We start from the raw sequence: 23,242 nt of genomic DNA on the forward strand, positions 1-23,242 counted from the left end.
CGCCCCACCCGGGGGGCGCGTCCCCGGAACCGGATCAGCCCGCGATCTCCTTCTCCGCGAGCACCTTCTCGATCGACACGCGGACCAGCAGCTCGCCCGGAACACCGTTGCGCTCGCCGAACTCCGCGGCGCGCTCCTCACCCATGTACCGGGCCCCGATCCGGGCCGACCAGTACCGCAACTGGTCCAGATCCTCGGAGATCCGGACACGGCCCCGCACGATCACGAAATCGAACGGCGGCCGGTCGTCGTCCACACACAGCGAGATCCGGCCGTCCCGCAGCAGATTGCGCCCCTTGACGCTCTCCTTCCCGGTGTTGAACACCACCTCGTCCCCGTCCAGCACGAACCAGATGGGCGCCACATGCGGACTTCCGTCGGCGCGAACGGTCGCGAGCTTTCCGGTACGGGTGCCGTGCGAGACGAACGCCCGCCATTCGTCGTCGGTCATCTTCTGTGCCATGCCCGCCATCCTCCTTGCCCACGGGCCGTCCGGTGGGGAAGGCTGGCAGGGGGATTTCCCCGGTGCCGCGGAGATCCGGCAGCAGGCGGCGAAGTCACCACGAGAGGGCGGGACCATGGCGCGGACCGGCAAGGGACTCGGCTGGCTGCTCGACGATCTGACCGAGCGCGTCGAGCACGTACGGCACGCACTCGTCCTGTCCAACGACGGGCTGGTCACCGGGGCCAGCACCGGACTGCGACGCGAGGACGCCGAACACCTCGCCGCCGTCGCCTCCGGACTCCACAGCCTGGCCAAGGGGTCCGGGCGGCACTTCGGGGCCGGCGGGGTACGGCAGACCATGGTCGAGTTCGAGGACGCGGTGCTGTTCGTCACCGCCGCCGGCGACGGCAGCTGTCTGTGCGTCCTCAGCGGCGCGGAAGTCGACATCGGCCACATCGCCTACGAGATGACCCTGCTCGTCAACCGGGTCGGCGAACACCTCGGCGTGGACGCCCGGCAACCCGAGCGGATCCCCCTCACAGACAGCTGACCTGCGGTTTCTCCCTCTTCCGCGAAGTTATCCACAGGCCCGCCACGAGATCGGACACAGCGGCTACCGTGGTGTCACCGCGAACGCACACAGCGTGAGCGACGACGACTCCACGGGGGAGACCGACCATGTCAGGCAACACCATCGCCCGACCGGACAGCGCGTTCTGGACCATCAGCCGCGCCGCCCGGGAACTGGGCCTGAAGCGCATCGAACTCGAACTGGGCGTCCGGCTCGGACGCGTCCGCTCCGTACCCGATCCGGGCGGAGGGGGCCGCCGCGTCACCCGCGCCGAGATCGACCGGCTGCGCGCGGAGGACGGATTCCCGCAACTGCTGAGGGAGGGCATCCGGGCGGTCGCCGCCCCCGAGGGCGGGAAGATCATGGACGTGCCCTCGTCCCGGCTCACCCGCCTCGCCAAGCTGGGCCTGCTGGTCCCCGTCTCCTTCTACTTCAACCGCTACCGCGCCCTCGTCTGGCTCTACCTCGCCGACGAACTGCGCCAGTTCGCGACCGACGAGCGCAACGCCGGCCACCTCAAGGGCCGCTTCTCCGAGGGAATGCGAAGCCAGCTCGACGGCGGACTGGACCTGCGCCCGCGCAACTGGCGGGGCCGCCACCTCGGCCTCCTGCTGCGCCAGTCCGACGACCCCTGGACGCAGGCCGCGGCCATCGCGTCGATCCTGGACCAGACACTCGTCTCGGACCTCATCAGGGACCCCTACGAGCACGCCCATCTGAACCGCTTCAGGCCCGTGCCGCCCACCTACGGCTCCCCGGGATCACCCACGGCGGACCTCGCGTCCGACCTCATGACCGCCAGCGACCTCGACGAGATCGACTGGCTCCGGACCGATCTGGCCCAGGCACTGGCCGAGGCCCGCGACCTGCGCCCCGCGCCACGGTCGGCACCGAGGCCCACGGCACCGACCGCGACACCCGCACCCCCGCCGACAGCGGCCGGCCAGCCGAGGCCCGACCAGCCAGGGCCCGGCCACCCTCCTGCCGGCCGTGGGCCCTCGCGCGGTCTCCTCGGCTGGCTCCGGCGCCGCAGCCCATGAGCTACTGCGCCCGGAACAGCCCTTCCTGGACGACGGACACCAGCAGATGTCCCTGGAGGTCGTAGATCCGGCCGCGGGCCAGGCCCCGTCCACCGGTCGCGATCGGTGACTCCTGGTCGTACAGAAACCACTCGTCCGCGCGGAACGGCCGGTGGAACCACATCGCGTGGTCCAGTGAGGCCATGTCGAAGTTCCGCGGACCCCACAGGGGTTCGATCGGGATGCGGACCGCGTCCAGGAGGGTCATGTCGCTGGCGTAGGTCAGCGCGCAGGTGTGCACCAGCGGGTCGTCGCCCAGTGGGCCGACCGCCCGCATCCACACGGCGCTGCGCGGCTCGGCGTCCTTGATCTCCTCGGGCGTCCAGCGCAGCCGGTCCACGTAGCGGATGTCGAAGGGCTGGCGGCGCGCCATGCGCTCCAACTGCTCGGGGAGCGCGCCGAGATGCGCCCGGATCTCGTCCGAGACCGTCGGCAGCGACTCCGGGTCCGGGACCTTCCTCGCGGGCGGCAGCTGGTGCTCGAAGGGACCCTGTTCAGGCTTGTGGAAGGAGGCGGTGAGATTGAAGATCGTGCGGCCCTGCTGTACGGCGGTGACCCGGCGGGTGGTGAAGGACCGGCCGTCCCGCACCCGTTCGACCTGGTACACGATCGGCACACCCGGGCGGCCCGGGCGCAGGAAGTACGCGTGCAGCGAGTGCACCGGGCGGTCGCCCTCCGTGGTGCGGCCGGCCGCGACCAGCGCCTGGCCGGCCACCTGCCCGCCGAAGACCCGCTGGAGCGACTCCTGTGGGCTGCGGCCACGGAAGATGTTGACCTCGATCTGCTCCAGGTCGAGCAGGTCGACAAGCCGGTCGGCGGGGTTCGTCATGACGGTCCTCTGGGGAGTGCTGTGGGTTGTCGTTGTCGTTGTCGTCCTTCGGGGTGTCCTCAGGAAAGCTGTTCTTCCGGGCAGGTCACAGCTGGCCGACGTCGGTGATCCGCAGGACCGCCCGGCCCTCGGCGTCGGACGCCGTCAGATCGATCTCGGCGCTGATGCCCCAGTCGTGGTCGCCGTTCGGATCGTCGAAGATCTGCCGGACCCGCCACAGACTGTGCTGCGGCTCCTCCTGGATGACGAGCAGCTTCGGCCCCCGGGCATCGGGACCGGTGCCCAGGTCCTCGTACTCGTCCCAGTACTTGTCCATCGCCTCGCCCCAGGCGTCCGCGTCCCAGCCGGACTCGGCGTCCAGCTCGCCGAGTTCGCCGACCTGGTCGAGCGCGGCCAGTTCGACCCGGCGGAACAGCGCGTTGCGGACCAGCACCCGGAAGGCGCGCGCGTTGGTGGTGACCGGCTTGACCTCGTCGGCCTTCTCCCGGGCCTCCTCGGCGGTCATCTCCTCCGGGTTGGCGAGCTGCTCCCACTCGTCGAGCAGGCTGGAGTCGACCTGCCGGACCATCTCGCCCAGCCACTCGATCAGATCCTGGAGGTCCTCCGACTTCAGATCGTCGGGGATGTTGTGGTCGAGTGCCTTGTAGGCGCCGGCGAGATAGCGCAGCACGATTCCCTCGGTGCGCGCCAGCTCGTAGTGCGAGACCAGTTCGGTGAAGGACATCGCCCGCTCGTACATGTCCCGGACGACCGACTTCGGCGACAGCGGATGGTCCCCGACCCAGGGGTGGCTCCTGCGGTAGGTGTCGTAGGCGTGGAAGAGCAGCTCCTCCAGCGGCTTGGGGTAGGTGACGTCCTGGAGGCGCTCCATGCGCTCCTCGTACTCGACGCCGTCCGCCTTCATCGCGGCCACGGCCTCGCCGCGCGCCTTGTTCTGCTGGGCGGCGAGGATCTGGCGCGGATCGTCCAGCGTGGACTCCACGACCGAGACCATGTCGAGGGCGTAGGAGGGCGATGCGGGGTCGAGGAGTTCGAAGGCGGCGAGGGCGAAGGTGGACAGCGGCTGGTTGAGCGCGAAGTCCTGCTGGAGATCGACGGTGAGCCTAACGATCCGGCCCTCCGCGTCCGGCTGGTCCAGTTTCTCGACGATGCCGCCGTCCAGCAGCGAGCGGTAGATGGCGATCGCCCGCCGGATGTGCCGCAGCTGCTGCCTGCGCGGCTCGTGGTTGTCCTCCAGGAGGTGACGCATCGCGTCGAAGGCGTTGCCGGGCCGGGCGATCACCGACAGCAGCATGGTGTGCGTGACCCGGAAACGGGAGGTCAGAGGCTCCGGATCGGAGGTGATCAGCTTTTCGAAGGTGTCCTCGCTCCAGGCGACAAAACCCTCCGGGGCCTTCTTGCGGACAACCTTGCGGCGCTTCTTCGGATCGTCGCCGGCCTTGGCGAGCGCCTTCTCGTTCTCGACCACATGCTCCGGGGCCTGGGCCACGACGAAGCCCGCCGTGTCGAAGCCCGCGCGCCCCGCCCGCCCGGCGATCTGATGGAACTCCCGGGCGCGCAGTGTCCGCACCCGGCTCCCGTCGTACTTGGTGAGCGCGGTGAACAGCACCGTACGGATGGGGACATTCACCCCCACCCCGAGGGTGTCCGTGCCGCAGATGACCTTCAGCAGGCCGGCCTGCGCGAGCTTCTCCACCAACCTCCGGTATTTGGGCAGCATCCCCGCGTGATGCACCCCGATGCCATGACGGACGTACCGGGAGAGATTGCGGCCGAACTTGGTGGTGAAGCGGAAATTGCCGATCAGCTCGGCGATCTGTTCCTTCTCCTCGCGCGAGCACATGTTGATGCTCATCAGCGCCTGCGCCCGCTCCACGGCCTGGGCCTGGGTGAAGTGCACGATGTAGACCGGCGCCTGCCGGGTCTCCAGCAGCTCGGTCAGGGTCTCGGTGAGCGGGCTGCGCCGGTAGGAGTAGGAGAGCGGGACCGGGCGGGTGGCCGAGCGGACCACCGACGTGGGGCGGCCGGTGCGCCGGGTGAGGTCCTTCTCGAACATCGCGACATCACCGAGCGTCGCCGACATCAGCACGAACTGCGCCTGCGGCAGTTCCAGCAGCGGGATCTGCCAGGCCCAGCCCCGGTCCGGCTCCGCGTAGAAGTGGAACTCGTCCATGACGACCTGGCCGACATCCGCGCCCTTGCCGTCACGCAAGGCGATCGAGGCGAGCACCTCGGCGGTGCAGCAGATCACCGGGGCGTCGGAGTTCACGGAGGCGTCGCCCGTGAGCATGCCGACATTCTCGGTGCCGAAGAGCTTGCACAGCTCGAAGAACTTCTCCGACACCAGCGCCTTGATCGGGGCGGTGTAGAAGGTGACCTCGTCCCGGGCCAGCGCGGCGAAGTGCGCGCCCGCCGCGATCATGCTCTTCCCGGAGCCGGTCGGCGTCGAGACGATCACGTTCGCACCCGACACGGCCTCGATCAGCGCCTCCTCCTGATGGGGATAGAGCGTGAGACCGCGCTCCTGGGCCCACGACTCGAAGGCGTCGTAGAGGGCGTCGGGGTCGGCGGTCGGCGGCAGCTGATCGATGAGGGTCACGCCCCCATCTTGCCTGGCCTCCGGGCCGAGCGGGGAATCGGCCGCGGACCCGAAGATCGCGAACGCTACGCTGTGTCGCCGACGTGGCGTCAGCGCGCACGGCCAACTGGACAGCGGCACATGACGAATGGGGCGGGCAGCGGCGATGATGGGACCAGCACACTCACTGTCGGGAGCCGCGGCCTGGCTCGGCGTCGGCGCCGCGTCCGCCGCGGCCGGGCACACGATGCCCTGGCCGGTCCTCCTCGTCGGCGCCCTGATCTGCGCCGGTGCCGCGCTCGCCCCGGACCTGGACCACAAGGCCGCGACCATCTCGCGGGCCTTCGGGCCGATATCGCGCTGGCTGTGCGAGATCGTCGACAAGCTCTCGTACGCCGTCTACAAGGCGACCCGGAAGCAGGGCGACCCGCGTCGTACCGGCGGTCACCGCACGCTCACCCACACCTGGGTGTGGGCCGTGCTGATCGGCGGCGGAGCCTCGGCCCTGGCCATCACGGGCGGGCGCTGGGCGGTGCTGGCGATCCTCTTCGTGCACATGGTGCTGGCGATCGAGGGCCTGTTGTGGCGGGCGGCCCGTCCGAGCAGCGATGTACTGGTGTGGCTGCTCGCGGCGACCAGCGCCTGGATCCTCGCCGGAGTGCTGGACAAGCCGGGCAACGGGGCGGACTGGCTGTTCACGGAGCCCGGCCAGGAGTATCTGTGGCTGGGCCTGCCGATCGTGCTGGGCTCCCTGGTGCACTGCGTCGGGGACGCGCTGACCGTCTCCGGCTGCCCGATCCTGTGGCCGATCCCGATCGGCCGCCGACGCTGGTACCCGCTGGGCCCGCCGAAGGCCCTGCGGTTCCGGGCGGGCAGCTGGGTGGAGCTGAAGGTGCTGATGCCGGTGTTCCTGCTGCTCGGGGGAGTGGGCGGGGCGGCGGCGCTCAACGTCATCTGAGCCGAGCGCCACCCGGGGAGTCCGGGGGAGCGGGAAGGGCTCCCGGAGCCGGCGGTGTCGCCAAGGACGCGTCTCCCGGACCGCTCACGCCGGGCCGGCTGAGGAACCGCCGCCGGAGCCGTAGCGCTTCTCGAAGCGGGCGACTCGGCCCTCGGTGTCCACGGTCCGGGCCTTGCCGGTGTAGAAGGGGTGGCTCTCGGAGGAGATCTCGACGTCCACGACGGGGTAGGTCTCACCGTCGTCCCATTCGATGGTGGAGTCGCTGGTCGCGGTGGACCGGGTGAGGAAGGCGTAGCCGGCGGCGCGGTCACGGAAGACGACGGGGTGGTAGTCGGGGTTCTTGTCCTGCTGCATGGTGGCTCCTCTGACAGTGCGGGCGGGGTGGCCGGCGGGCGTGGGGACGACGGACGGCTTCGGTGACCTCGCTCTTGACGTCCCCCGGGGATCCGGACGGAGGGCCCGGCCGGTGCGACCCAGCCGGTGCGGGCCCTGTCGTGGCAGGTCAGCCGGGGAGGGAGTCCTCGTCGACGACATGCATCGCGGCCTCCTCGGCCGACGCCGCGGCCCCGTCGATGCCGACGTCCGTGGCGACCAGGGCGCTCTCCTCGTCCTCGTGCGCGCCCTCGTCGGGGGCGACGAGCCGGCCGGAGCGGGCGGCGCCGACCTCGTTGTCCCACAGTTCGCCGTCGGTGCCCTCGGCGTCGCCGAGGCCGTCGCTGTCGCGGTCGGGTCCGGCGAGGTCGGGCAGTTCCTCGGCCAGCCGCTGGTCCAGGCTCTCGCCCTGGTGCCGTTCGGCGGCGGTGACATCGTCGCGCTCCACCGCCCACGGACGCTCCGGAGGGGACCAGCCACGGTCGAGGGGGTCGGCGACACCGTCGTCGACCAGGGTGTCCTCCGGGTCGAGCAGCCCGGCGTCGTCCTGGACCTCGGATCCGTCGGGCTGGTAGACGTCGTCTCCCCATCCGTCGCCGCTGTTCACAGGTACCTCCAGGTGATGGAGATGGCCCCGATGCCGGTATCCACCCTTCCATCCCCCTTCGGCACCGCGCAACGCCACGGGGCGGAGGGTGACGGAGAGTGTGCGGAGGGGTGAGTGGGCTGGAGGGTGCCGCCATGGGACAGGGCCAGCCGGGATGGGCGGGGTGGGGGCAGTCAGGGTGGGGGTGGGTGGGTTCAGTCGGGATGGGGCTGGGGGCAGCCGTGCACGGGCGGAGATGGGCGCTGGGGCGGCGGGGGCTGTGAAGCGGTGCGGATAGGCGGGGTAGGGGGGTACGGGCCGAGCCGCCCTCGGCGCAACGCCTCGGCTCACGTTCCCACCGCACGCTCCCGTTCAGCGCCTCGGCTCGCCCGCGCCGCACCCCCGCGCCGCCTCCCGGCTGAGTGTGCCAGCCCACACCCGTACCCCACCTACCCCACCCTCCCCGCTCATCGCCTCACTGCACGCCCAACCGCACTATCGAGGGGCTCCGTGACCGGGCCCGGGGGCGCCTGGGTCGTGCCGGATACCCCCCGATCCACCCACCCCCCGCCTTACCACCTGTCACCCATGCCAGGACCGCCACAGCGCCGCATAGGCCCCGTCCGCCGCGACCAGCTCATCGTGGCTGCCCAGTTCGCTGATGCGGCCGTCCTCGACGACGGCGATGACGTCCGCGTCGTGGGCGGTGTGCAAGCGGTGGGCGATGGCGACGACGGTGCGGCCGTCGAGGACGCGGGCCAGCGAGCGTTCGAGATGGCGGGCCGCGCGCGGGTCGAGCAGGGACGTCGCCTCGTCCAGCACCAGAGTGTGCGGGTCGGCCAGGACCAGCCGGGCGAGGGCGATCTGCTGGGCCTGCGCCGGGGTGAGGGCCAGGCTGCCGGAGCCGACCTCCGTGTCCAGGCCCTTGTCGAGGGCGCGCGTCCAGCCGTCCGCGTCGACCGCGCCGAGCGCCGCCCACAGCTCCGCGTCCCCGGCGTCGGCGCGGGCCAGCCGCAGATTGTCGCGCACGGAGCCGACGAAGACATGGTGCTCCTGGTTGACCAGCGCCACATGGGAGCGGACCCGCTCCGCGGTCATGCCGGAGAGTTCGGCGCCGCCCAGGGTCACCCGGCCGGTGCGCGGGCCGTAGATCCCGGCCAGCAGCCGTCCCAGCGTGGACTTGCCCGCGCCGGACGGGCCGACCAGCGCCATCCGGGTGCCGGGCGCGACCTCCAGGGACACCTTGCGCAGGACGTCCACGCCCTCCACGTACCCGAAGTGCACGTGGTCGGCCCGCACATGGCGGCCTTCCGGCGCCAGCGAGGCGTCACCGGCGTCGGGTTCGATGTCCCGGACGCCGACGAGCCGCGCCAGCGACACCTGGGCGACCTGGAGTTCGTCGTACCAGCGCAGGATCAGCCCCACCGGGTCGACCAGCATCTGCGCGATCAGTGCCCCGGTCGTCAGCTGACCGACGTCGATCCAGCCCTTGAGGACGAAGACACCGCCGACCACGAGCACCGACCCGAGGACGGTCACATGGGTGGCGTTGACGACCGGGAAGAGCACCGACCGCAGCCACAGCGTGTACCGCTCCCACGCGGTCCACTCCTTGACCCGCTGGTCCGACAGCGAGATGCGCCGGGCCCCGAGGCGGTGCGCCTCGATGGTGCGTCCGGCGTCCACGCTCTCGGCCAGCGCGGCGGCGACCGCCGCATACCCGGCGGCCTCCGAGCGATACGCGGACGGCGCCCGCCGGAAGTACCAGCGACAGCCGACGATCAGCAGCGGCAGCGCCACCAGGACGGCGGCGGCCAGCGGCGGCGCCGTGATGACCAGACCGCCCAGCAGCAGTGCCACCCACACCACACCGATGGACAGTTGCGGCACGGCCTCGCGCATGGCGTTGGCGAGCCGGTCGATGTCGGTGGTGATCCGGGACAGCAGATCACCCGTCCCCGCTCGCTCCAGCACGCCCGGCGGCAGCCCGACCGACCGCACCAGGAAGTCCTCGCGCAGATCGGCCAGCATCCGCTCGCCGAGCATCGCGCCGCGCAGCCGCACCTGCCGTACGAAGACCGCCTGGATCAGCAGCGCGGCGAGGAACACCCCGATGGTGAGCTGGAGGTGGAGTTCCCGCGCGTCGTCGGAGACCCGCTCCACCAGGCCGCCCAGCAGATACGGGCCGACCATGGACGCGACCACGGCGGCCGTGTTCACACCCATCAGGATCAGGAAGGCCCGCCGGTGGCGGCGGAACAGTTCCGTCACGTACGCGCGCACGGTGGCCGGGGCCCCGACCGGCAGGGTGCTCGCGGTCGTCGGGGCGGCCGGGTCGTACGCCGGTGGCGCCACGCCGATCATGCGCTCTCCTCGATCTCTTCCAACGGTTCCAGCCCTTGGGGCTCTTCGATTGCTTCTCGGGCGCCGCGCCCTGCGGTGACCACGTCGGCGGCGTCGCCCTGCGGTGCGGCAGCGGTCAGGGTCGCAGCCGTGGCCGCCAGGGTTGCAGCGGCGGACGCAGGGGCCTTGGTGGCCGCAGTAGCCGCAGTAGCCGCAGTAGCCGCAGTGGCCGTAGTGGCCGTAGTAACCGCAGTGGCCGCGGTAGCCGTATTGGCCGTAGCGGCCGCGGTGGCCGCAGTGGCTTCCTCGGCGGTCTCCCGCGTCACCACCGCCCGGTACCGCGGCTCGGTGCGCACCAGTTCGCGGTGCGCACCCACGGCGGCGACCGCGCCCTCGTGCACCAGCACCACCCGGTCGGCCCGGTCCAGCAGCAGGGGCGACGAGGTGAACACCACCGTCGTACGGCCCTTGCGCAGCTCCCGCACGCCTCGCGCGATCCGCGCCTCGGTGTGCGAGTCGACGGCCGAGGTCGGCTCGTCCAGGACCAGCACCTCGGGGTCCGTGATCAGCGAGCGCGCGAGCGCCAGTCGCTGCCGCTGGCCGCCGGAGAGGGACCGGCCGCGCTCGGTCAGATGCGCGTCCAGCGGATCGGTCACGTCGAGCGAGCCCTGGAGCAGTGCCGCGAGCACGTCCTCGCACTGCGCGGCGGCCAGCGCCGCCTCGGGGGCGACCGTGCCGGAGCCCGGTACGTCGAGGAGTTCACGCAGGGTGCCGGAGAGCAGCACCGGGTCCTTGTCCTGGACCAGCACGGCGGTGCGCGCCGACTCCAGCGGCAACTCGTCCAGCGGTACGCCGTCCAGCAGCACGGACGTCCCCGGCTCCGACGGATGCCCGCCGAGCCGCTCGGCCAGCAGGCCCGCCGCGTCGGGGTCGCCGCACACCACCGCGGTGAGCCGGCCGGTCGGCGCGAGCAGCCCGGTGTCCGGGTCGTACAGATCCCCGGCGGGCACGTCGACCAGATCCCCGGCGGGCACATCGACCTCGCGCGATCCGCGCGTGTCGGTGGCCCGCTCCAGCGACAGCACGCGCGCGGCCCGCCGCGCCGACGGACGGGAGAAGGAGTACGCCATGGCGATCTCCTCGAAGTGCCGCAGCGGATAGCTGAGGAACATCACCGCGCTGTAGACGGTGACGAGTTCGCCGACGCTGATGGTCCCCTCGCGGGCCAGTCCGATGCCGTACCAGACGACCCCGATGAGCAGCAGGCCGGGCAGCAGGACCTGGATCGCGGCGATCAGGGCCCACATCCGGGCGCTGCGCACGGCCGCGTGGCGGACCTCCTGGGAGGCGCTGCGGTAGCGGTCGAGGAAGAGTTCCTCACCGCCTATGCCGCGCAGTACGCGGAGCCCGGCCACCGTGTCCGAGGCGAGTTCCGTGGCGTGGCCCGCCTTCTCGCGCTGGACGTCGGCGCGTCGGGTGGCGCGGGGCAGCAGCGGCAGCACCGAGAGCGCGAGCACCGGCAGGCCGACGGCGACCGCGACACCGAGCGCGGGCTGGTAGACGACGAGTCCGACGGCGACGATCACGATGGTCAGCAGCGCCGCGGTGAACCGCGACATGGCCTCCACGAACCATCCGATCTTCTCGACATCACCGGTGGACACCGCGACGACCTCACCCGCCGCGACCCGCCGGGTCAGCCCCGAACCGAGCTGCGCGGCCTTGCGGGCGAGCAGTTGCTGAACCCGGGCGGCGGCGGTGATCCAGTTGGTGACCGCCGTGCGATGCAGGAAGGTATCGCCGATCGCCACACCCGCCCCGGCCAGCGCCAGCAGCCCGCCGACGGCGGCCAGCCGTTCACCGGACCGGTCGACGACGGCCTCGATCGCCAGCCCGACGCAGAACGGCATCGCCGAGACCGAGGTGAAGTGCAGCACCCCCCAGGCCAGCGCCTTGAGCTGTCCGCCCAGCTGATTCCGGAACAGCCACCTCAGGAACCGTGGCCCCGAACGCGCGTCCGGTACACCGGGATCGAGGTACGGAAGGTCTTGGATCTGCATGGTGTCCCAGCGGCTCGTATCAAGGGGTGGATGGTATTGGCTCAAGATGTGAGCAGGTCGGATTCGGGGGTGGTGATTACGGAGCGTGGTGGTGGATTGCGGGCGGCCACCGTGCGTGTCGGCAGCAAACCGTGCAAGGTTCGCTCCGGGGGGTGGGGGAAGGCAAACGGTTTTCCGCGGTGGGGGTGGGGGTGGGGATGCGGGTGTCCTCGCGACCCGGGGCGGCGGGACGGCTTCCGGATCACGGCTCGGTGACAGCCGCAGCGGCCACGCCGTCTGCACCCCGAGCCTGCCACGCGGCCAGCGGCAGGGCAGGGCATCGCTACGACGCGCGAGCGCTGTCGACGGCACGGGTGGGGCGGTTGCGACGGATGGGGCGGCTGCTACGGCTGTGGTGGGTGCGGCGACCGTACGACTGCCGGAGTCGTACGAATGCGGCGACCGTACGACTGCCGGGGTCGTGCGAAATGCTGCGTCCTGACGACTGCCGGGATAGTACGAATGCCGCGACCGTACGGCTCCTGGGACCGTACGACCGCTACGACTTCTGCGACTTCTACGACCGTAAGGCGGCTACGACCGTACGGTCACCGCGGTCCAGGGCGTCCCCGCGGAGAACCGGCAGCACGGCTGAGCGCCCTCGCAGGGCTCGGGGAGTCTTCGGCACGCCCGCGTCGAAGTCCCGTCGGCCCGCCCGTACAGGAGCCGCCCCTCAACACCCCCGCGCCGGCCCCCCGTCGATCAGCGTGTCCAGCAGCCCCCCGAACTCGGCGCGCTGATCGACGGTCAGCGGCGCCAGGATCTCCTCGGCCGCAGCCCGGCGGGCGTCCCGCAGCGCACGCAGCGCCTTGCGCCCGTCGTCCGTCAGTTCGATCCGGATCACCCGGCGATTGTGCGGGTCGGGCACCCGCCGTACCTTGCCGCTCGCCTCCAGCCCGTCGACCAGGCTCGTCACGGCCCGCGGCACCACCTCCAGGCGCGTGGCCAGATCGGCCATGCGCGGCGGCGCCGAGAAATGAGCGAGCGTGCGCAGCAGCCGGGACTGGGCCGGGGTGATGCCCATGTCGCTGTGCTCCAGATGGCGTTTCTGGATGCGGTGCACCCGGCGGGTGAACCGCAGCAACTGCTCGGCGAGCAGGCCGTCGGGGTCGGGGGTGGTCATGCGGGAACAATATCAGCACCACGTTCATTGTGAGTATAGGTAACAATGAGCTAAGCTCCGCCAGACATCATCGACTCTCCCTCCGAAGGAGCCCATGCACCCCGATCACGAACCCGACCGGATCCGCTCCGGCCGCCGCCACGACCTGACCCGGAAGCCGCTCGACGGCGATGACCAGACGCAGCAGACGGAGCAGACGCACCAGACGCAGCGGCAGCGAGCCCGCATCCGGATCGACGGCGACGACGCGGCGCGTCCGCGCCAGGCCCGGAACCGCCCGGCCGGTGACGAGAAGGCGCGCCCGACCCGCAACCGCCCCGACGGCGACGACGCAGCCCGTCCGCGCCCGACCCGCGACGACCCCCACGGCGACGACCGGACCCAGCCCCACGAGGTCCGGCGTATCCTCGCCCTCTTCCGTCCCTACCGCGCCCGGCTCACGGTCGTCGGTCTCCTGGTCGGCGCCGCCGCCCTCGCCTCCGTCGCCACGCCGTTCCTGCTCAAGGCGATCCTCGATACCGCGATCCCGCAGGGCCGCACCGGACTGCTCACGCTGCTCGCCCTCGGCATGATCCTCAGTGCCGTGCTGACCAGCATCTTCGGCGTCCTCCAGACCCTGATCTCGACCACCGTCGGCCAGCGCGTGATGCACGATCTGCGCACCGCCGTCTACGGCCGCCTCCAGCGCATGTCGCTGGCCTTCTTCACCCGCACCCGTACCGGTGAGGTGCAGTCCCGCATCGCCAACGACATCGGCGGCATGCAGGCGACCGTCACCTCCACCGCGACCTCCCTGGTCTCCAACGCCACCAGCGTGATCGCCACGATCGTCGCGATGGTCGCGCTCGACTGGCGGCTGACGATCGTCTCCCTCCTGCTGCTGCCCGTCTTCGTGTGGATCAGCCGCCGGGTCGGCGACGAACGCCGCAAGATCACCACCCAGCGGCAGAAGCAGATGGCCGCGATGGCCGCCACGGTCACCGAGTCGCTGTCGGTCAGCGGCATCCTGCTGGGCCGCACCATGGGCCGCTCCGACTCGCTGACCGGCTCGTTCGCCGACGAGTCCGAGCGCCTGGTGGACCTGGAGGTCCGCGCCAGCATGGCGGGCCGCTGGCGGATGGCCGTCATCACCATCGTCATGGCCGCCATGCCGGCGGTCATCTACTGGACCGCGGGCCTCGCCATGAACACCGGCGGCCCGGACGTCTCCATCGGCACGATCGTCGCCTTCGTCTCCCTCCAGCAGGGCCTGTTCCGCCCGGCCGTCAGCCTGCTCGGCACCGGCGTGCAGATCCAGGCGTCGCTCGCCCTCTTCCAGCGCATCTTCGAGTACCTCGACCTGCCCATCGACATCACCGAGCGCGACCGCCCGGTCCACCTGGACCACATCAAGGGCGAGGTCCGCTTCGAGAACGTCGAGTTCCGTTACGACGACAAGTCCGGCCCCGTCCTCGACGGCATCGACCTCGCCGTCCCCGCGGGCGGCAGTCTCGCGATCGTCGGCACGACCGGCGCGGGCAAGTCGACGCTCGGCCACCTGGTGCCACGGCTGTACGACGTGACCGGAGGCCGGGTCACCCTCGACGGGGTCGACGTCCGCGACCTCGACTTCGACACCCTCGCGCGCGGGGTGGGCGTCGTCTCCCAGGAGACGTACCTCTTCCACTCCTCCGTCGCCGACAACCTGCGCTTCGCCAAGCCCGACGCGACCGACGAGGAGCTGTACGCCGCCGCCCGCGCCGCCCAGATCCACGACCACATCGCGTCACTGCCCGACGGGTACGACACCGTGGTCGGCGAGCGCGGCCACCGTTTCTCCGGCGGTGAGAAGCAGCGGCTGGCCATCGCCCGCACCATCCTGCGCGACCCGCCGGTACTGCTGCTCGACGAGGCCACCAGCGCGCTGGACACCCGCACCGAGCAGGCCGTGCAGGACGCCATCGACGCGCTGTCGGCGGGCCGCACCACCCTCACCATCGCGCACCGACTGTCCACCATCCGGGGCGCCGACCAGATAGTGGTCCTGGAGGCCGGCCGGGCGGTCGAACGCGGCACCCACGACGAACTGCTGACCCGCGACGGCCGGTACGCGGATCTGGTCCGCCGGGACGCCCAACTGGAGCCGATGGGATAGATGAGATAGAGACGCGCGCGGTACATCACGGGCCCTTGCCCAACACACCCCGACACGCCCCAACGCGACCAACCGCAACACGGCCAACCGGAACACAACCCCACCGACAAGATGAAGATATGCCGGAATTGTGACGATATGCGGGTTACCGTGCCCGCATGCAGACGAACACTCCGCCACGGAGCACGATCCGACTGACGCGCAGGGGTCGAATCGCCCTCATCGCGACCGGGGCCGTCGTGGCCGGTACCGCCGTGGCGGTGCCGCTGCTGACGTTCGACGACGACCGGCCCGCCAAGCCCACCACCCTGCTCATCCCGGAGGGCTACCGCGCGAGCCAGATCTACACAGCGGTCGACAAGGCCCTCGAACTGCCCTCCGGCACCACCAGGAAGTCCCTCACCCACGCCGGCCTGAAGCTGCCGAACGACGCCGACGGCAACCCCGAGGGCTATCTCTTCCCGGCGACGTATCCCCTGACCGGCACGTCGACGCCGGAAGCGCTGCTCGCGCAGATGGTGGACACGGCCAACGAGAAGTTCAACGGCGCCCCCATCGCCGCGGGCGCCCAGCGCAACGCCATGAACGTCTATCAGGCCGTCACCATCGCCAGCATCGTCCAGGCCGAGGCCGGCACCAAGGCCGACATGGGCAAGGTCGCCCGGGTCGTCTTCAACCGCCTGGAACGCGGCATGCCGCTCCAGATGGACTCCACCCTGAACTACGCGCTCAACCGCAGCACCCTGACGACGACGCTGGACGACACCAAGATCGACAGCCCCTACAACTCGTATCAGCGCATGGGCCTGCCGCCCACGCCGATCGACAATCCGGGCGAGGAGGCGGTCCGGGCCGCGATCAGCCCGACGCCGGGGGACTGGCTCTACTTCGTCACGGTCAAACCGGGCGACACCCGCTTCACCGCCGACTATGCCGAACACGAGCGCAACGTGGAGGAGTTCAACAAGCTCCAGAGGAGCGGGACTCCGCAGGCGACCAGGATGTGATCGCTGATCGATCGATCACGTTCCGGCTGATCGCCTGATCACCATGATTACTTGAGCGCAATCGCCTGATTACTGCGAACGCCGGGTTGCGGATTGCGTGATCGCCAGACCCCGGCACTGGGGGCGGACGGGCGCCAGATGGCATGCCCGCCCCTGATCACCCGATCTGATCACTCGATCAGCGACAGAGACTCATACACCACAGAGGCTCGTACGTGCCACAGAGGCTCACGCGCGCCAAGAGGCTCATACGCACCACAGAGGCGCATACGCGCGATCGAGGCAACACACACCCGACCGAGGCTCACACGGCCACCGGCATCTCCCCGGCGAGCAGCCGCCTGATGTCCCGTACCGCCGCGCGGCCCGCCCGGTTGGCGCCGATGGTGCTGGCCGACGGGCCGTAGCCGACGAGATGGATCCGGGGATCGGCGACCGCGCGCGTGCCGTCGACCTGGATCCCGCCCCCCGGCGCCCGCAGTCTGAGTGGCGCCAGATGGTCTATCGCCGGGCGGAATCCGGTGGCCCAGAGGATCACATCGGCGTCGACCCGCCGCCCGTCCGCCCACTCCACCCCGCCCGGGGTGATCCGGTCGAACATGGGCTGCCGGTCCAGCACGCCGTCCGCGAGGCCCTGGCGGACGGCGTCGGTGAGCGGCAGCCCGGTGACCGACACCACACTGCGCGGCGGCAGCCCCTGCCGTACCCGCTCCTCCACCAGCGCGACCGCCGCCCGCCCGGCGTCCTCGTCGAACGGCCCCTCCCGGAAGACCGGCGGCCGGCGTGTCACCCAGGTCGTGGCGGCGGCGTACGGCGCGATCTCCAGCAGATGCTGCGTCCCCGAGGCGCCCCCGCCCACCACGATCACCCGCAGCCCGCTGAACTCCTCGGGCCGCCCGGAGTACTGCGCCGTGTGCAACTGACGTCCCCGGAAGGTCTCCTGACCGGGGTAGCGCGGCCAGAAGGGCCGGTCCCACGTACCGGTCGCGTTGATCAGCGCCCGCGCCGACCACACCCCGTCCGAGGTCTCCACCCGCAGCCGCCCGCCCTCGCCCTCCCGCACGGCCGTCACCTCCACCGGCCGCCGCACCCGCAGCGCGAACCGCTGCTCGTACGCCGCGAAGTACTCGGCGATGACCTGCGACGACGGCCGCGCCGGATCCGCGTCCGTCAGCTCCATGCCCGGCAGCGCGTGCATCCCGTGCACCTTGCCGTACGTCAGCGAAGGCCAGCGGAACTGCCAGGCACCGCCCGGAGCGGGGGAGTGGTCGAGCACCACGAAGTCGCGTTCCGGCTCGAACCCGACCCGGCGCAGATGAAAGGCGCTGGACAGACCGGCCTGCCCGGCGCCCACGACGACCACCGCGACCTCACGTGTGTTGTTCACGCTTCTACCAACCGCCGGAAGGGCGCCCCTCTTCCCGCCCGGCACCCGAGCACAAAGTGATCGATCGATCGATCCAGCCACCCATCGAGCCACCCATCCAGCTCCCTTCCAGTCATCCGTTCATCCATATGCCGCTGTCAGCGTCCGCCCGCCACCAGCACCGGCGCCCCACCGGCCCCCGCATCCGTCGCACCCGCCATATCCATCGAGCCAGCCGCCCCACACGGACTCGCTGCGCCCCAGCGCCACCTGCGCGACGGCGACGGTGTCCGCGTCCAGATCGTCCAGCAGCCGGTTCGCGGTGGCCCACGCCTCAGCAGACGCATCGCGCGAAACGGTGTGCACCCGCACCCGGGAGGCGACCTCCCGGCGGTCCAGATGATCGCCGAACCTGTGCTGCTCGGCGGAGTCACCGCCGATGATCACATTCAGATACAGCCGCCCGCGCGGCACCCGCTGGTACATCGCCGCCATCTGCGCGGCCAGCGTCGGCGATATCACCCCCGGCCGGAGCGCGACCAGGCACTTCAGCCGTTCGGTGTGCTGGGCGAGCGCGAAGGTCGCCAGCCATGCGTCCTCGCACCAGGTGCCGGTCGGCATCAGCACCGCCCGTCGGCAGGAACCAGTGGAGACGGACGGTCATGTCAGGACTCCTTGTAGACGCGGGGCGCGGAGGTGGAGGGCGGCAGATCGCCGTTGAAACGATCGTCGACGTACTGAGCGAACTCGACCTCCCCCGGGATCAGCTCCAGCTCGGTGAAGGCGTCCGCGATCTGCTGCTCGGAGTCGATCAGGGGCTGATCGACCGCGACCGGGACCCGGGAGGCGTTGGTGCGCTGCACGGACGCCAGCGCCACCTCGTACGGCAGACCGGTGTCCTGCGCCCACACCTTCGCCCAGTCCTCCGGATGCTCGTACACCCAGTCCTGGGCACGCCGCAGCCGCTCCAGATAGTCCGCGATCGCGTCGGCCTTCTTCTGATCGGCCAGCGCGGAGGGCGCCGCCACCTGGAAACTGAGCCCATTCACGACCCCCTCCCCTGTGGTCAGCACCCGTCCTTGCCGTCCCTGGAGAATCTGCGAGGTGTAGGGATCCCACACCGCCCACGCATCGACCTTGCCGCTGGTGAACGCGGCCAGCGCATCGGCCGGCTGAAGGTACTTGACCTCGATGTCATCGAGCGCCAGCCCGGCCTCCTCCAGGGACGCGATCAGCTGGTAGTGCGCGGACGACCCCTGCGCCACCGCAACCGACCTGCCCTTGAGCTGCCCGGTAGCGGTCAGCTTCGACGCATCGGGTACGAGGATGGCCTCGCCCTGCGACGTACCGTGCCAGGCGGCCACCACCGTGATCTTCGAACCGGCACCGGCCGCGAACACCGGCGGGGTGTTGCCGACCCCGCCGATGTCGACGGCCTCGGCGTTCACCGCCTCCAGCAGCGGTGGGCCGGAGCTGAAAGTGGACCATTTGATCTGGTAGTTCAGATCGTCCAGCTCACCGGCGGCCCGCAACACCGCCTCCGAACCGCCTTTCTGGTCACCCACGTTGAGCGTGAGAGAGCCCTTTCCGTCCGTACCGTCACCGGAGGAGATGCCTGCGGCGGAGTTCCCGCCGCAGGCGGAGGCCAGCAGGGCGAGGGGGAGGAGCAAGGACAGGGGGAGGGCGGTGGAAAGGCGACGTCGTGGCATGGGGGGTCCGTTCAGGTGTGGGGTGAGCAGGGGCTTGTGGGCCGGAGCCGAGGTTCGGGGACCGGGGGCCGCCTCAGCCGACGTCCATCGAGGTGTCCGTCGAGGTGCCAGTCGAGGGGTCCGCCGGAGTATCCACGCCGAGCCGCTGGAGCAGACCGGCGCGCAACGCCGCGAAACGGGGATCAGCGATGTCCCGCGGCCGGTCGAGATCGATCATCTGCTCATAAGCGATCACCCCGTGGTCCATCACCAGCACCCGATCCGCCAGCAGCACGGCCTCCTCCACGTCATGGGTGACCAGCAGCACCGCGCAGCCGCGCCGCTGCCACAACTCGCCCACCAGCCGCTGCGCCTTGATCCGGGTGAGCGCGTCGAGCGCGCCGAACGGCTCGTCGAGCAGCAGCAGATCCGGCTCGCGCACCAACGCCCGTGCGAGCGAGACCCGTTGTGCCTCACCCCCGGACAGGGTTTTGGGCCAGGCGTCCGTACGGTGCTCCAGGCCCACCTCGGTCAGTGCTCGCTCGGCGACGGCCCGCTCGGGACGCCCCGGCAGCCCGAGGACGACATTGCGCCACACCCTCTTCCACGGCATCAGCCGCGGCGCCTGGAAGGCGACGGCCTTGCGGCGCGGCACCAGCACGGTGCCCTCGATCTCCCGGTCCAGACCGGCGAGGATGCGCAGCAACGTGGATTTCCCGCAGCCGCTGCGGCCGAGGAGGACAACGCACTCGCCGGACTGGACGTCGAGTTCGAGGCGGTCGATGACGGCACGGCCGTCGAAGGAGCGGGTGAGCCCGGCCACATGCACCGCGGCCGGTGTGCTCACCGGCCGGTGAAGGTCGGTCGCCATTGCAGCAGCAGCCTTTCGAGGGAGCGGACGACGAAATCGGCGAGCAGGCCGAGGAAGGCGTACACGATCAGGCAGACCACGATCACATCGGTGCGCAGGAAATCGCGCGCCTGCACCATCAGGAAGCCGATCCCGGAGTCGGCGTTGACCTGCTCGGCGAAGACCAGCGCGAGCCAGGCGATGCCGAGCGAGTAGCGCAGCCCGGTCAGTGCGCCTGGCAGCGCTCCCGGCAGGACGACATGCCGGACCAGACCCCACCGGGACAGCCCCAGGGACTCACCGGCCTCGATCAGCTGAGTGTCCACATTGCGGATGCCCGCGTAGACATTGAGGTAGAGCGGGAAGGTCACGCCGAGGGTGATGATGGCGATCTTCGGGGCCTCGCCGATGCCGAACCAGATGATGAACAACGGGATCAGCCCGACGAACGGCACCGTCCGCAGCATCTGCACGGACGCGTCCACCAGGTCCTCGCCGACCCGGAACAGCCCGGAGAGCAGCGCGAGCCCGGTCCCGACGACCGTACCGAGCAGCAGCCCGGCGGCGACGCGTTGCAGCGAGGTGCCCATGGCGGCGGGCAGTGAGCCGTCCCGGACCAGGTCCCAGCCGACCTGTCCGATCCGTCCCGGCGGGGCGAGCACCTCGGCGGTCAGTACGCCGGTGGAGCTGAGGAGTTGCCACAGCGCGAGCAGCAGTAGCGGGCCGGAGGTGCGGCGCAGCCAGCGGGGGACGCGGGCGCGGCGGGTGGAGGCGGGGAGGAGGGGTTCGAGGGTGGGGGAGTGAGGGGAGCCCGGTGCGGGTGACTTACCGGAAATATCCGTTTCTGACGGCTCGGGAGGGGCATGGCTGATGCTCATGAAGGCTCCGAGAAGGGCGCCGAAGCGCGTGTGGGGGGCGCACAGAACAGGTCAGGCGAACCATCACGTCACGGACGCGTCAGCGCGCCCCGGACGTACGGGCGAGAGCGGGGAAAGCGGGGAAAGCGAGGAAAGCGGAGAAGCTGGAGGACAGCGGGAGAAAGGGCGTCAGCGGTCGCGGCGACACGCGGCCGAGGCCACCCGCAGCAGGTCGATGTGACCGCGCGTGGTGAGCAGGGCTGAACGCAACATGCAACTGAACGTAGTCAGATGACGTGCTCACGGTCAACGGGTGTATCGCGGAATGGACGGCGTGTCCCGTATACCGGGAAGCGGCAGCCAGTATCGGGGAGCGGTGGCCGACATCGGGAAGCGGTGGCCGGAGGAACGCGGGCGTGTGGGCCGGATACCGGGGGAGCATCGGCGTATGGGAGAGGATGGGACCATGCCTGACGCGTTCACCACCCGAGTGCTGCACATTCCCACCGGTTCGCGGGAGACGGTCCACGACCTCACCCACGACTGCGAAGGCTTTCTGCGCGAGGTGTCCGAGGGCCGGGACGGGTTGCTCAACCTCTTCGTCCCGCACGCCACGGCGGGCATCGCCGTCATCGAGACGGGCGCGGGCAGCGACGACGATCTCCTCGCCGCCCTGCACACCCTGCTCCCGGCGGACGACCGCTGGCAGCACCGGCACGGCAGCCCCGGCCACGGTCGCGACCACGTCCTCCCGGCGATCGTCCCGCCGCACGCGACCCTGCCGGTGATCGGCGGCCGGCTGGAGCTGGGGACCTGGCAGTCGGTGTGCCTGGTGGACACGAACCGGGACAACCCCGAGCGCAAGGTCCGCCTGAGCTTTCTCGGCTGAGGGAGGCGGGAAGGCGGACGGGAAGGGAGCGATACCCGACGCCCCTGTGCCCTGTCGGCTTGCCCTGCTAGCAGCTCACCGCCTCACAACCCGGCCGACGCGTCCCCGATCGCCTCGTCCAGGATCGACAGCCCGAGCGACAGCTCCTCCTCCGTCGCCGTCAGCGGCGGGGCGATGCGGAAGACGCCGCCCATGCCCGCGAGCTGGACGATGTTCATGTGCAGGCCCAGTTCCAGGCAGCGGCGCGTGACCTGGGTGCCCAGCGCGTCCGAGGAACGCTCGGTCGCGCCGTCCACGACCAGTTCGAGGCCGGCCAGCAGACCCCGGCCGCGTATGTCGCCGACGACCGGATGCCGGGCGGCGATCTCCAGCAGGCCCTCGCGCAGAAACGCTCCGAGCGACCGTGCTCGTTCGTTCAAACGATCACGGGTGGGGACATCGAGGACGGTGTTTCCGACAGCGGCCACCAGCGGATCGGACACATGCGTGGTGAAGAACAGGAACCCGCGCTCATACGCCTCCTGCTCGATCTCGGCGCTGGTGATCACGGCCGCGAGCGGGAGGCCCGCGCCGAGGGTCTTGGAGAGGGTGAGGATGTCGGGGACCACCCCGTCGCGCTCGAACGCGTACCACGTCCCGGTGCGGCACAGTCCCGTCTGGGCCTCGTCCAGGATCAGCAGCATGCCGCGCTCCCGGCATTTGCCCTGGAGGGCGGCGAAGTAGCCGGGCGGCGGCTCGATGATGCCGCCGGAGGACAGGATCGGCTCCACCAGACACGCGGCCAGACTGCCCGTCGACTGGGCGTCGATCAGATCGAACGCGAAGTCGAGCTGGCGGCGCCAGTCCAGGGAACCGTCGGCGCCGGTGAAGTCGGGGCGGTACGTGTGCGGGACGGGGATCGCGAAATTGCCGGGGGCGGCGGGACCGTACCCCTTACGGCCCGCGCTGTACGTCGCCGACGCTGCGGCCTGTGTCATGCCGTGCCAGGACCGCGCGAACGAGACGACCTCGTGGCCGCCGGTGATCAGTTTCGCCATCCGTAGCGCGGCCTCGTTCGACTCGGCGCCCGTGGTCAGCAGCATCGCCTTCTCCAGCGGCACGGGCAGCGTCCCGGCGAGCCGCCGGGCGAGATCGATCACCGGGCGGCTGAGCATGCCGCTGTAGAGGTGATCGAGGGTCGCCACCTGCCGCTGTACCGTCGCGACGATCTCCGGGTGCGAGTGGCCGAGGATCGCGCTCATCTGACCGGACGTGAAGTCGAGGATCTTCCGGCCGTCCGTGGTGAACACGAAGCTGCCCGCCGCCCGCTCGATGATCTCCGGGGTGAACATGCCGCCGCCGTAGCGCACGAGATGCCGCTCGGCGTCGGCCCAGGCGGTCGCGGCGGACGACATGGAGGGGGTAGTGGACGAAGCGGTGGAGGACGAAGCCGTGGACGGCGAAGCCGGGGAGGAGGCCGGGGAGGTCA

Annotated in this window: 19 protein-coding genes and 2 pseudogenes; 6 read left to right on the forward strand and 15 right to left on the reverse strand. The window is 70.8% G+C overall.

Annotation, left to right across the window (positions count from 1 at the left end):
* Nucleotides 1–34 precede the first annotated feature (34 nt).
* Nucleotides 35–463, reverse strand: a complete 429-nt coding sequence (locus ACFRFC_RS04485; protein ID WP_382683575.1) for a PPOX class F420-dependent oxidoreductase — start codon at nucleotides 461–463, stop codon at nucleotides 35–37.
* A 115-nt stretch (nucleotides 464–578) separates the two neighbouring features.
* Between ACFRFC_RS04485 and ACFRFC_RS04490 the strand changes: the two genes are divergently transcribed.
* Nucleotides 579–995 (forward strand): roadblock/LC7 domain-containing protein, encoded by a 417-nt coding sequence (locus ACFRFC_RS04490; RefSeq protein ID WP_382683769.1) that lies wholly within the window; start codon nucleotides 579–581, stop codon nucleotides 993–995.
* 128 nt (nucleotides 996–1,123) lie between these two features.
* Nucleotides 1,124–2,056, forward strand: coding sequence for a DUF6397 family protein (locus ACFRFC_RS04495; RefSeq protein WP_382683572.1), 933 nt, complete (start codon nucleotides 1,124–1,126; stop codon nucleotides 2,054–2,056).
* Nucleotide 2,057: 1 nt separating this feature from the next.
* Here the strand turns inward: ACFRFC_RS04495 and ACFRFC_RS04500 are convergent, their stop codons facing one another.
* The gene (locus tag ACFRFC_RS04500; RefSeq protein ID WP_382683569.1) at nucleotides 2,058–2,924 is read right to left on the reverse strand and encodes an acyl-CoA thioesterase; all 867 of its coding nucleotides are present in this window, start codon (nucleotides 2,922–2,924) and stop codon (nucleotides 2,058–2,060) included.
* Between the two features lie 85 nt (nucleotides 2,925–3,009).
* Nucleotides 3,010–5,523, reverse strand: coding sequence for a DEAD/DEAH box helicase (locus tag ACFRFC_RS04505; RefSeq protein WP_382683566.1), 2,514 nt, complete (start codon nucleotides 5,521–5,523; stop codon nucleotides 3,010–3,012).
* A gap of 145 nt (nucleotides 5,524–5,668) precedes the next feature.
* Between ACFRFC_RS04505 and ACFRFC_RS04510 the strand changes: the two genes are divergently transcribed.
* Complete coding sequence (locus ACFRFC_RS04510) at nucleotides 5,669–6,460, forward strand: metal-dependent hydrolase (protein ID WP_382683563.1); 792 nt, start codon at nucleotides 5,669–5,671, stop codon at nucleotides 6,458–6,460.
* Nucleotides 6,461–6,544: 84 nt separating this feature from the next.
* Here the strand turns inward: ACFRFC_RS04510 and ACFRFC_RS04515 are convergent, their stop codons facing one another.
* The 5 genes and pseudogenes from ACFRFC_RS04515 to ACFRFC_RS04535 all read right to left on the reverse strand — a co-directional run bounded on the left by ACFRFC_RS04515 (nucleotide 6,545) and on the right by ACFRFC_RS04535 (nucleotide 12,983).
* Complete coding sequence (locus ACFRFC_RS04515; RefSeq protein ID WP_382683561.1) at nucleotides 6,545–6,814, reverse strand: type B 50S ribosomal protein L31; 270 nt, start codon at nucleotides 6,812–6,814, stop codon at nucleotides 6,545–6,547.
* A gap of 148 nt (nucleotides 6,815–6,962) precedes the next feature.
* Complete coding sequence (locus tag ACFRFC_RS04520) at nucleotides 6,963–7,439, reverse strand: DUF5709 domain-containing protein (RefSeq protein WP_382683558.1); 477 nt, start codon at nucleotides 7,437–7,439, stop codon at nucleotides 6,963–6,965.
* A gap of 561 nt (nucleotides 7,440–8,000) precedes the next feature.
* A complete protein-coding gene (locus ACFRFC_RS04525) occupies nucleotides 8,001–9,782 on the reverse strand; it encodes an ABC transporter ATP-binding protein (protein ID WP_382683555.1) in 1,782 nt (593 codons plus the stop codon).
* Between the two features lie 272 nt (nucleotides 9,783–10,054).
* A pseudogene (locus ACFRFC_RS04530) lies at nucleotides 10,055–11,821 on the reverse strand (ABC transporter transmembrane domain-containing protein); the annotation flags it as partial.
* Nucleotides 11,822–12,533: 712 nt separating this feature from the next.
* A complete protein-coding gene (locus tag ACFRFC_RS04535; protein WP_382683553.1) occupies nucleotides 12,534–12,983 on the reverse strand; it encodes a MarR family winged helix-turn-helix transcriptional regulator in 450 nt (149 codons plus the stop codon).
* A 94-nt stretch (nucleotides 12,984–13,077) separates the two neighbouring features.
* Here ACFRFC_RS04535 and ACFRFC_RS04540 point away from each other — a divergent pair, with 94 nt between their 5' ends.
* Together ACFRFC_RS04540 and mltG are read left to right on the forward strand one after the other, a co-directional pair.
* Nucleotides 13,078–15,117: an ABC transporter ATP-binding protein gene (locus tag ACFRFC_RS04540; RefSeq protein WP_382683551.1), complete on the forward strand. Its 2,040-nt coding sequence runs from the start codon at nucleotides 13,078–13,080 to the stop codon at nucleotides 15,115–15,117.
* A gap of 158 nt (nucleotides 15,118–15,275) precedes the next feature.
* Nucleotides 15,276–16,124 carry an endolytic transglycosylase MltG gene (mltG, locus tag ACFRFC_RS04545; RefSeq protein ID WP_382683549.1) on the forward strand — a complete coding sequence of 283 codons (849 nt, stop codon included), beginning with the start codon at nucleotides 15,276–15,278 and terminating at the stop codon, nucleotides 16,122–16,124.
* Between the two features lie 304 nt (nucleotides 16,125–16,428).
* On the opposite strand, the gene ACFRFC_RS04550 is transcribed toward mltG, so the two are convergent.
* From ACFRFC_RS04550 to ACFRFC_RS04575, 6 genes and pseudogenes are all read right to left on the reverse strand, one after another.
* On the reverse strand, nucleotides 16,429–17,511 hold the full coding sequence (locus tag ACFRFC_RS04550) for an NAD(P)-binding domain-containing protein (RefSeq protein WP_382683546.1): 1,083 nt from the start codon (nucleotides 17,509–17,511) through the stop codon (nucleotides 16,429–16,431).
* A 222-nt stretch (nucleotides 17,512–17,733) separates the two neighbouring features.
* Nucleotides 17,734–18,120: pseudogene (locus ACFRFC_RS04555) on the reverse strand (LLM class flavin-dependent oxidoreductase); the annotation flags it as partial.
* 35 nt (nucleotides 18,121–18,155) lie between these two features.
* Entirely contained in the window at nucleotides 18,156–19,199 is a 1,044-nt protein-coding gene (locus ACFRFC_RS04560; protein ID WP_382683543.1) for an ABC transporter substrate-binding protein, read from the reverse strand.
* A 73-nt stretch (nucleotides 19,200–19,272) separates the two neighbouring features.
* On the reverse strand, nucleotides 19,273–20,049 hold the full coding sequence (locus ACFRFC_RS04565; protein ID WP_382683541.1) for an ABC transporter ATP-binding protein: 777 nt from the start codon (nucleotides 20,047–20,049) through the stop codon (nucleotides 19,273–19,275).
* The gene (locus ACFRFC_RS04570) at nucleotides 20,022–20,906 is read right to left on the reverse strand and encodes an ABC transporter permease (RefSeq protein WP_382683538.1); all 885 of its coding nucleotides are present in this window, start codon (nucleotides 20,904–20,906) and stop codon (nucleotides 20,022–20,024) included. The genes ACFRFC_RS04565 and ACFRFC_RS04570 overlap by 28 nt, the downstream gene beginning before the upstream one ends.
* 168 nt (nucleotides 20,907–21,074) lie before the next feature.
* Nucleotides 21,075–21,158 carry a putative leader peptide gene (locus ACFRFC_RS04575; RefSeq protein ID WP_382683767.1) on the reverse strand — a complete coding sequence of 28 codons (84 nt, stop codon included), beginning with the start codon at nucleotides 21,156–21,158 and terminating at the stop codon, nucleotides 21,075–21,077.
* A 193-nt stretch (nucleotides 21,159–21,351) separates the two neighbouring features.
* Here ACFRFC_RS04575 and ACFRFC_RS04580 point away from each other — a divergent pair, with 193 nt between their 5' ends.
* Nucleotides 21,352–21,774 (forward strand): secondary thiamine-phosphate synthase enzyme YjbQ, encoded by a 423-nt coding sequence (locus ACFRFC_RS04580; RefSeq protein WP_382683536.1) that lies wholly within the window; start codon nucleotides 21,352–21,354, stop codon nucleotides 21,772–21,774.
* Nucleotides 21,775–21,857: 83 nt separating this feature from the next.
* Here the strand turns inward: ACFRFC_RS04580 and ACFRFC_RS04585 are convergent, their stop codons facing one another.
* Nucleotides 21,858–23,168, reverse strand: coding sequence for an aspartate aminotransferase family protein (locus ACFRFC_RS04585; protein WP_382683533.1), 1,311 nt, complete (start codon nucleotides 23,166–23,168; stop codon nucleotides 21,858–21,860).
* Between the last annotated feature and the right edge of the window lie 74 nt (nucleotides 23,169–23,242).

Origin of the sequence: Streptomyces sp. NPDC056734, assembly GCF_042790455.1 — a bacterium.
Classification (GTDB): domain Bacteria; phylum Actinomycetota; class Actinomycetes; order Streptomycetales; family Streptomycetaceae; genus Streptomyces.

Coding starts and splice junctions, on each gene's coding strand:
- ACFRFC_RS04485 (WP_382683575.1), bottom strand. CDS start 463: ATGGCACAGAAGATGACCGACGACGAATGGCGGGCGTTCGTCTCGCAC.
- ACFRFC_RS04490 (WP_382683769.1), top strand. CDS start 579: ATGGCGCGGACCGGCAAGGGACTCGGCTGGCTGCTCGACGATCTGACC.
- ACFRFC_RS04495 (WP_382683572.1), top strand. CDS start 1,124: ATGTCAGGCAACACCATCGCCCGACCGGACAGCGCGTTCTGGACCATC.
- ACFRFC_RS04500 (WP_382683569.1), bottom strand. CDS start 2,924: ATGACGAACCCCGCCGACCGGCTTGTCGACCTGCTCGACCTGGAGCAG.
- ACFRFC_RS04510 (WP_382683563.1), top strand. CDS start 5,669: ATGATGGGACCAGCACACTCACTGTCGGGAGCCGCGGCCTGGCTCGGC.
- ACFRFC_RS04515 (WP_382683561.1), bottom strand. CDS start 6,814: ATGCAGCAGGACAAGAACCCCGACTACCACCCCGTCGTCTTCCGTGAC.
- ACFRFC_RS04525 (WP_382683555.1), bottom strand. CDS start 9,782: ATGATCGGCGTGGCGCCACCGGCGTACGACCCGGCCGCCCCGACGACC.
- ACFRFC_RS04535 (WP_382683553.1), bottom strand. CDS start 12,983: ATGACCACCCCCGACCCCGACGGCCTGCTCGCCGAGCAGTTGCTGCGG.
- ACFRFC_RS04540 (WP_382683551.1), top strand. CDS start 13,078: ATGCACCCCGATCACGAACCCGACCGGATCCGCTCCGGCCGCCGCCAC.
- mltG (WP_382683549.1), top strand. CDS start 15,276: ATGCAGACGAACACTCCGCCACGGAGCACGATCCGACTGACGCGCAGG.
- ACFRFC_RS04560 (WP_382683543.1), bottom strand. CDS start 19,199: ATGCCACGACGTCGCCTTTCCACCGCCCTCCCCCTGTCCTTGCTCCTC.
- ACFRFC_RS04565 (WP_382683541.1), bottom strand. CDS start 20,049: ATGGCGACCGACCTTCACCGGCCGGTGAGCACACCGGCCGCGGTGCAT.
- ACFRFC_RS04570 (WP_382683538.1), bottom strand. CDS start 20,906: ATGAGCATCAGCCATGCCCCTCCCGAGCCGTCAGAAACGGATATTTCC.
- ACFRFC_RS04575 (WP_382683767.1), bottom strand. CDS start 21,158: ATGTTGCGTTCAGCCCTGCTCACCACGCGCGGTCACATCGACCTGCTG.
- ACFRFC_RS04580 (WP_382683536.1), top strand. CDS start 21,352: ATGCCTGACGCGTTCACCACCCGAGTGCTGCACATTCCCACCGGTTCG.
- ACFRFC_RS04585 (WP_382683533.1), bottom strand. CDS start 23,168: ATGTCGTCCGCCGCGACCGCCTGGGCCGACGCCGAGCGGCATCTCGTG.